At 61.5% G+C, this 9348-nt stretch carries 5 protein-coding genes; all 5 read left to right on the plus strand.

From position 1 onward, the window contains the following. Positions 1 to 2343 (plus strand): TonB-dependent receptor (locus M0974_RS22080; protein WP_297841726.1); only part of this gene is annotated, 2343 nt, incomplete at its 5' end. A 65-nt stretch (positions 2344 to 2408) separates the two neighbouring features. Next, entirely contained in the window at positions 2409 to 3827 is a 1419-nt protein-coding gene (locus M0974_RS22085; protein ID WP_297841728.1) for an MFS transporter, read from the plus strand. 52 nt (positions 3828 to 3879) lie between these two features. Continuing rightward, positions 3880 to 5529, plus strand: coding sequence for an NAD(P)-binding protein (locus tag M0974_RS22090; RefSeq protein WP_297841738.1), 1650 nt, complete (start codon positions 3880 to 3882; stop codon positions 5527 to 5529). After that, entirely contained in the window at positions 5526 to 9119 is a 3594-nt protein-coding gene (gene nifJ / locus M0974_RS22095) for a pyruvate:ferredoxin (flavodoxin) oxidoreductase (protein WP_297841731.1), read from the plus strand. Before M0974_RS22090 ends, nifJ begins: the two co-directional genes overlap by 4 nt. A 41-nt stretch (positions 9120 to 9160) precedes the next feature. After that, a partial coding sequence (locus M0974_RS22100) for a MaoC/PaaZ C-terminal domain-containing protein (RefSeq protein ID WP_297841735.1) occupies positions 9161 to 9348 on the plus strand: 188 nt, incomplete at its 3' end.

The raw sequence follows: 9348 nt of genomic DNA on the forward strand, positions 1-9348 counted from the left end.
GCCGAGGCGGCCACGGACGACACCAAGCTCAGCGCCGTGACAGTGATATCCACCGGCGTGCGCGGCCAACAGCGCACCGTGGCCGACAGCCCGGCGCCCATCGACATCATCAGCAGTGAACAGTTGCTCAAGACCGGCCGTGCCGAACTGTCCGAGGCGATTTCCAAACTGCTACCCTCGTTCAACTTCGGCACCAACATCGCCGGCTACAACTCGGTGACCCGCCCTCTGAGCAACCGCAGCCTCGGCCCGGCCTACACCCTGGTGCTAGTCAACGGCAAGCGCCGGCACAATGGTGCGACAGGCCAGCGAGGCTCGATCGACAACAGCGGCGCCAATGCCGTCGATATAGACCTGATCCCGGTCAGCGCGGTGGACCACATCGAAGTGCTCAAAGACAGCGCCGCCGCCCAGTACGGCTCTGATGCGGTGGCCGGGGTGATCAACATCATCCTCAAATCCGCCAGTTCCGGCGGGCATGTGGAAAGCAGCTACGGCAAGCTCTATTCCGGCGAGGGCGAAACGCTCAAGGTTTCCGGCGACGAAGGCTTCAAACTCGGAGAGAGCGGTTTTTTCCACCTGGCCGCCGACACCCGCAGACGCGGTGATGCCTCGTGGAACGGCAAAGCCGACAGCAGCGTCAAGGCCTTCAGCGACCCGGTCAAGGAAGCGGCCTGGGATCGGGTGGCGATCAAGAACGGCGACCCGGATCTCAAGGCTTTTAACCTGGCCTATAACGCCGAACTGCCGCTGGACAACCTAACCCTGTACTCCTTTTCTACCTATGGCGAGCGCGATGCCGAGGCCGCCAACTACTTTCGCCTGCCGACGGGCACCGCATCAGTACCGGCGATTTTCCCTGACGGCTATTACCCGCTGAACAACATCAAGGACCGGGATTACCAGTTCCTGTTCGGCGGCAAGGGGGAACTGGCCGACTGGAATTGGGACCTGAGCACCACCTATGGGCGCAACAACGTCCACCACTCCAGCGACCTGAACATCAACCCGTCGCTGGGCGCCGCCTCGCCGACGAAGTTCGACAACCTGGCGACCTTCCGCTTCGAGCAATGGGTCAACAACCTAGACTTCACCCGCCACTACGACAGCCTGTTCCATCTGACCTCGCCGATACAGGTGTCCGCGGGCCTGGAGCATCGCTGGGAGCGCTTCAGCACCTTCGCCGGCGACCCCGATGCCTACACCACCGGTACTTACCCGGCTGCCTCCGGCGCCCAGGCGGCAGTCACCATTCGCCCGGAAGATGAAGTCAGTCTGATCCGTAATAACTATGCCGGTTACCTGGACCTGGGCTTTGATCTCACCGATCGCTGGTTTCTCGATTTCGCCGGGCGGTTGGAACATTACGATGACAATTCGGGCAATACCTTCGGCCTGAAAGTGAACTCTCGCTACGAACTGACCGACACGGTCGCGGTACGCGGCACCGTCGGCACGGGCTTCCGTGCGCCGTCCCTGACCCAGATCGGCTACACCGTGGCCGACAACCGGGTGGCCACCGACGTGAACGGCAACGTGGTCCCGGCTGTGACCCGCCTGACCCCGTCCGGCAGCAGCCTGGCGAAGGCTCTGGGCGGCGATGACCTCAAGCCTGAGAAGTCCCGCAACCTGGGGCTGGGCCTGACCTGGCAACCGGCGCCGCGCACCAGCGTCACGGCGGATGCCTACGTGATCGACATCGACGACCGCATCGCCCTGACCAGTAACATCTACGACCAGGGCAATGGCGTCATCAACAGCATCCTGCAATCCCAGGGCGTAGCCTCCGGTACCTGGGTCAACTACTACACCAACGCCTTCGACACCCGCACCCGCGGCCTGGATATCGTCGCCGATCACACCACGCCGTTCGGCGCCTGGGGCAATATACGCTGGAGCACGGGCTTCAATTGGAACAAGACCACCATCGAGGGTGTGCGCGACAGTCCGGCCTCCCTGAGCAACTCCGGTGTGACTCTGGTGGGCCGTGACCGCGAAGGCGACTTAACTGAAGCCACGCCCAAGACCAAGTGGATACTAGGGGGCAACTGGACGCGCGACGACCTGGCGGTGAACCTGCAGACCACCCGCTACGGCTCAGTCAAGACCCTGGCAGTCAACCCCACCGGTGATCGCAGCTTCGGTGCCAAGTGGATCACCGACCTGGACGTCAGCTACACCTTTTTCGACCATCTGACCGCCAGCATCGGCGGCACCAACATCTTCGACGTGCGCCCAGACAAGCACGCGGTCTACAGCAGCCTGGGCCTGGCCGCTTATGGCAACCCGCCGTTCTACCCCGGTGGTGGCTACTGGTACACCAAACTCGCCTACGACTTCTAAACCTGGAGGGCGTCAATCCCTTTGACTTTGGCCCGATCAAGACCCTCGAGGGTACGTAGCGTCCGTTGATCGGTAAAACCACAAATAACCGCTCAGGAACGGCGTTTCTAGCGCTGTTCTACGTATTCATTGATCCAGAGCAGGTTGCTGGTCATGTGGCAGGGCTAGGTTTGGCTATCACTGCCACCAAGGCTAACATCATGCCCCCTGCTCTCTCAGGAACTATCACCGCTCGGTCCGAGCGACTGCATATGGGTTTCGTCGTCGCGTGGCTGTTCTGCGCCCTTTTCTACTTCGTGCAATACGCGCTGCGCTCCGCCCCCGGCGTGATGATGCCGGAGCTGACTTCGGCGTTCGGCCTCGATGTTGTGGCGGTCAGCGCACTGGTTGGCCTTTATTACTACACCTATTCCGTGTTCTCGATCATTGCCGGTGCAGCGTTGGATCGGCTTGGCGCCAAGTACGTCATACCGGCCGGTATCCTCATGGTTGCAATCGGCGCGGCGCTGTTTGGGCTGGGCGAGCTGCAGGTCGCGCAATTGGGTCGTCTGCTGCAGGGTGCCGGTTCGGCCTGCGCCTTCACCGGCGCGGTGTACCTGGCAACCCACGGCTTCCCGCCCCGCTATCTGGCCACAGCAGTAGGTTTCACTCAGTGCTTCGGCATGATGGGTGGCTTCGCCGGTCAGTTCGCGGTGGGCCCAATCATCCACGGCACGATCCCCTGGCAGCAGTTCTGGTTCATGGCCGCCGCCTGCCTGCTTATCATCGCCCTTCTGGTCATGTGCGTGACTCCCAAAGGCCACGACACCAGACCGGTGGGCAGCAGCAACTCTCTGGGCTCGATGTTCGCGCCGTATAAAAAAGTCTTGAGCAACCCACAGTCTTATCTGTGTGGCTTCACCGCTGGCCTGTTGTTCCTGCCGACCACCATCGGCGACATGATCTGGGGAATACCGTTCCTGCGCGACGGGATGGCGGTCGGTTACACCGAAGCAGTGAATCGCAGCAGCATGATTCCCCTGGGCTGGGTCATTGGTTGTCCGCTGCTGGGGTACATTTCCGATCATCTGGGGCGGCGCAAGCCGGTATTGATCGGCGGCGCTCTGCTGATGCTCGCCGCCAGTGCCGCGATTCTCTATCTGCCGGCCGACATTGCCCCGCACTACCTTTTCGGCCTGCTGCTGGGCATTGGCTCGGGTGCGGCGATGATCCCTTACTCAATCATCAAGGAAGTCAACCCGGACAACGTCAAGGGCAGTGCCACCGGCGCCATCAATTTCCTGGTGTTCACTTTCAGCGCATTGCTCACACCGGTGTTCGGTCATCTGCTGGCACGGATCGCCGCCGGCAACGCCCTGACCCTGCCAGTGTTTCAAGAGGCAGGCGCCTGGCTGCTGGGGGGCATCGTGATCGCCATCGTCCTGGCCGTATTCCTTATCGAAACAGGCCCAAAAGGCAAAGCAAAGACAACCCCGACCACGTAATAACCACACCCTGAAACCAGAGCTGGTCACCCGTTTAGCCGATGAGAAGCCCATCATGAAATCTTTGAACCATGACATGAGTCCCGGCGTTGACCTGACCAAGCGTCAGGTCACAGGTGCCGTGCGTATCAGCCATCCGATCTATCACGACCTGTTGCCGCCCTGTAACGATGCCTGTCCGGCCGGGGAAGACATTCAAGCATGGCTGGCCCTGGCTCAGGCGGGTGACTATCGCGCTGCGTGGCAAAGCCTGATCGCTGACAATCCATTCCCCGCCATCCACGGCCGGGTCTGTTATCACCCCTGCGAGACGTCCTGCAATCGCAGTGAGCTGGACAGCGGCGTGAGCATCCATGCGGTCGAACGTTTCCTCGGCGACCTGGCCCTGGAACACGGCTGGACCGCCAAGGCCGTGCCCTCCAGTGGCAAGCGCGTACTGATCGTCGGCGCCGGGCCGTGCGGACTGTCCGCTGCCTGGCATCTGGCAATGCGCGGTCATGCGGTGGAAATCCACGAAGCCGGCCCGGTTGCAGGCGGCATGCTGCATTTCGGTATTCCGGCCTATCGTCTGCCCCGCGATGTGTTGCATCAGGAAATTGCCCGCCTGGAAACCCTGGGCATCCGCATTCTGCTCAACCGCAAGGTTGAGGATGTGCTACTTGAACAATCCAACGGCCGTTTCGATGCCGTGCTGCTGTCGATTGGCGCGCAAGTCGGGCGCCACATCGATATCCCGGCCCGTGACGCGGCCAAGGTTTACGACGCCGTGACCCTGTTGCGCGCCGCGGGCATCGGCGAGAAACCGCTGCTGGGGCGCAGGGTCATGATCTACGGCGGCGGCAACACCGCCATTGACGCCGCGCGCACCGCCCGGAGGCTGGGCGCAGACGACGCGATGATCATCTATTACCGCGACCGGGCGCACATGACCGCCCTGCCCTTCGAAACTGAGGAAGCCCTGGAGGAAGGCATCAAGATCCGCTGGCTGTCGAGTATCAAGGAAATGGACGGGCAAACTATTCAGGTGGAAAAAATGGCCCTGGATGCCGACGGCAAGGCGCAGCCGACCGGCGAACTGGAAACCTTGCAGGCCGATACCCTGATCCTCGCTCTAGGCCAGACCAGCGACACCGGTTTTCTGCGCTCGATACCTGACCTGACCTTAGCACCGGACGGTACTGTGATCGTCGGTGAAGACATGCAGACCGGCCATCCTGGCGTGTTTGCCGGCGGTGACGTGACCCCAGGCAACCGCACCGTAACCACCGCCACCGGCCACGGCAAACACGCGGCACGGCACATCGACGCCTGGCTGCATGGCACCACTTGGCAACGTCCGCCACGACACTCACTGGTGCGCTTTGCGGATCTGCATCTGCCGATCTACAGCGATGCGCTGCCTTCACAACAAACCAGTCTGGCGCTCGACCAGCGCGAAGGTTTTGCCGAAGTTCTCGGAAGCTTGAGCGCCGCCCAGGCGCAGCATGAAGCGCGTCGCTGCCTGTCATGCGGCAATTGCTACGAATGCGACAACTGCTTCGCCGCCTGTCCCGAGGACGCCATCATCAAGCTAGGGCCGCAAGCCGGTTACGAAGTGAACATGAACCTCTGCACCGGTTGCGCCGTGTGTTTCGATCAATGCCCCTGCCACGCCATCGACATGGCGGCCGATGCCGCTGCCGTTGCGGAGAGAGCCCAATGAACCAGCGCAGCACGATGGACGCCAATACCGCCGTGGCCTTGGTCGCTTACAAACTCAGCGAAGTGTGCGCGATCTATCCGATCACCCCCTCCTCGACCATGGCCGAGTTGGCCGATGAATGGATGGCCGCCGGTAAGCTCAACCTCTGGGGCAACCTGCCGCTGGTTCAGGAGATGCAAGCCGAAGGCGGCGCTGCCGGTGCGGTGCACGGCGCACTGCAATCCGGGGCACTGACCACCACCTTCACCGCGTCCCAGGGCCTGCTGTTGATGCTGCCCAACATGTACAAGATCGCTGGCGAGTTGACCTCGACGGTGTTTCACGTCGCGGCCCGCTCCCTGGCAACTTCGGCACTGTCGATCTTTGGCGACCACTCCGATGTCATGGCCGCGCGCATGACCGGCTTCGCCCTGCTCAGCGCCGCGTCGGTTCAGGAAGCCCATGACTGTGCCTTGATCGCCCACGCCGCGACCTTGCAATCGCGAGTGCCATTCCTGAACTTCTTCGATGGTTTTCGCACCTCTCACGAACTCAATACCGTGGAGCTGCTGGATGAAAGCGTGTTACGCGAGCTGATCGACGAATCGTTGATTCGCGCCCACCGCGCCCGTGCCTTGAACCCCGAACACCCGTTCATTCGCGGCACCGCGCACAACACCGATACCTATTTTCAAGCCCGGGAAGCCAGCAATTCCTATTACCAGGCGGTCCCCGGCATTGTCGAAACGCTCATGCAGCGCTTCGAGAAACTCACCGGGCGCCACTATCAGCTGTTCGAGTACCACGGTGCTGAAGACGCCACCCGCGTGATCATCCTGATGGGCGCCGGGGCCGAAACGGTCCGTGAAACGGTTAAGATTTTGAATGCCTCGGGCGAAAAAGTCGGTGTCGTGCAAGTGCGCCTCTATCGTCCGTTTTCCGCCGAACATCTGCTCGCTGCGCTGCCCGCTTCGGTGCAGCGCATCGCGGTACTGGAGCAAACCAAGGAACCCGGAGCCACCGGCGAGCCGTTGTATCTGGACGTAATCGCCAGCCTCGCCAACGCGTTTTCCCGCGGTGAACGGCAAAGCCTGCCGTTAGTGGTCGGGGGTCGCTACGGCATTTCCAACAAGGACTTCACCCCGGCGATGGTCAAGGCCGTCTATGACACCTTGCTCAATCCACAGCCGCTGCACAGTTTCACCATCGGCATCAACGATGACGTCACCCACCTGAGTCTGCCTTGGGACGCGACCTTCAGCATCGAGAAGCCCAGTGTCACCCGCGCGGTGTTCTATGGCCTGGGGGCCGACGGCACGGTGGGCGCGAACAAGAACAGCGTGAAAATCATCGGTGAAGACACTGACCTGTATGCCCAGGGTTATTTTGTCTACGACTCGCACAAGTCTGGCGCGCAAACCATCTCCCACCTGCGCTTCGGCCCGGAACCGATCCATGCGCCCTACCTGATTGCACAGGCAGGATTCGTTGCCTGCCACAAGTTCGATTTCCTGGAACGTCAGGATCTGCTGGGCCTGGCCGCGCCGGGAGCGACCTTCCTGCTCAATGCGCCGTACACCGCCGAGACCGTGTGGGCGCATCTGCCACGGCCGGTGCAAGCCACCATCATCGAAAAAAAACTCGACTTCTACGTCATCGACGCCTCAGCGGCAGCCCGCGACTTGGGCCTCGGCACGCGCACCAACACCTTATTGCAAACCTGCTTCTTCGCCCTGTCCGGTGTGCTGCCCAGGGAAGATGCGATCACCCAGATCAAGAAAGCCATCCGCAAAAGCTACGGTCGCAAAGGCGAAGACGTGGTGCAGATGAACTTTACTGCAGTGGACGGCGCCCTGGAACGCCTGCATCAAGTCAAGGTGCCGAGCAGCATCAGCAGCGTCACTGAGCTGCCGGCGTTGGTGCCCGAGGCTGCGCCGGCTTTCGTGCAGGCGTTTACCGCAAAAATGTTCGCCAGCCGTGGCGATTACATCCCAGTCAGCCAGTTGCCGGTGGATGGCACCTTCCCTTCCGGAACCAGCGCCTACGAAAAGCGCAATATCGCCGATGCCGTGCCTGAGTGGGACCAAGACCTGTGCATTCAGTGCGGACAATGCAGCTTCGTCTGCCCCCATGCGGTGATTCGCGCTCGCTACTACCATGAAGACCGACTGACCCACGCACCCGAGGGCTTCCCTTCGGCACCGATCAACGCCCGTGGCTACCCTGAAGCGCGCTTCTCGCTGCAGATCTATCTGGAAGACTGCACCGGCTGTGGCTTGTGTATCGAAGCCTGCCCGGCGATCAGTCCTAACGATCCGGCAGTCAAGGCGCTGAATATCGTCGACAAGCTGCCGATCCTGGAGCGCGAACGCAGCAACATCCGTTTCTTCGAAACCCTGCCGGTCAACGATCGCTCGCTGGTGGATTTCTCCAATATCCGCGGCGTGCAATTCCTCCAACCGCTGTTCGAGTTCCCCGGTGCCTGCGCCGGTTGTGGCGAGACACCGTACCTGCGGCTGCTCAGCCAGCTGTTCGGTGACCGCCTGCAAATAGCCAACGCCACCGGCTGCTCATCGATCTACGGCGGCAACCTGCCGGTCACGCCCTGGACCAAGAACCATGAGGGTCGCGGTCCGGCGTGGTCCAACTCGCTGTTCGAAGACAACGCCGAGTTCGGCCTGGGTTACCGCCTTGCGGCGGACCAGCACGTGGCCCTGGCCCTGCGCCGGGTCGCCGAACTGGCACCGCTGGTGGGCGAAGAACTGGCCAAGGCCATCACCGACGCGCCACAGATTCAGGAGTCGGAAATTCGCACTCAACGCGAGCGTGTGGCTGAACTGAAGGTCAAGCTGCTTCAGCTTGAAGGCAAGGACGAGCGCGCAGCGGACCTGTTGTCGGTGGTCGATCACCTGGTGCGCCGAAGCATCTGGTTGGTGGGCGGCGATGGCTGGGCCTACGACATCGGTTATGGCGGCCTTGACCATGTGCTTGCACAAGGTCGCGATGTGAATGTGTTGGTGCTCGACACTGAGGTGTATTCCAACACCGGTGGCCAGTCCTCCAAAGCCACGCCCTTGGCCGCCGTTGCAAAATTCGCCACGGCCGGCAAACGAGTCCCGCGCAAGGACCTGGCGATGCTGGCGATTGCCTATGGCAACGTCTACGTCGCACAAATAGCCATGGGTGCCAACCCGCAACATGCGCTGCAAGCGTTCCGTGAGGCCGAGGCCTATGACGGACCTTCGCTGATCCTCGCCTACAGTCACTGTATCGCCCACGGCATCGACATGCGCCAGGGTATGCATCAACAGGAACTGGCCACCGCCAGCGGTTACTGGCCGCTGTTTCGCTACAACCCTGAAATGCGCAAGGTCGGCGCCAACCCGTTCCAGCTCGACTCGCCACGGCCGACCATCACCCTCAAGGACTACGCGTACAACGAAACCCGCTACAGTTCCTTGGCCGATACCGACGCCAAGACCGCCGTCGACTTGCTCGATGCCGCGCAGCGCTGGGTCGACGAAAAGTATCGTCAGTACGAAGACCTGGCCGCCCGCGATGGCAGCCGGTTCTGGTCACATACGCCAGTTGAACCGGTGATTTTGGGTTGACTGTAGATATCTGCCAACCCCCCGTATTCAGGATCAAACCCATGACCAGCTCCATGCCCATCAATGCCAACGATCTGGAACGAATACATAACCGCTCCTTCGAGGAGATAGTCATCGGTGAGTCGGCCTCTCTGGAGCGCACCCTGACGGCTCAGGACATACAGCTGTTCGCACTGGTCTCCGGCGATGTGAACCCGCTGTATGTCGATCCTGACTTTGCCGCCACCAC

The organism is Pseudomonas sp. (genome assembly GCF_026224925.1).
GTDB lineage: Bacteria > Pseudomonadota > Gammaproteobacteria > Pseudomonadales > Pseudomonadaceae > Aquipseudomonas.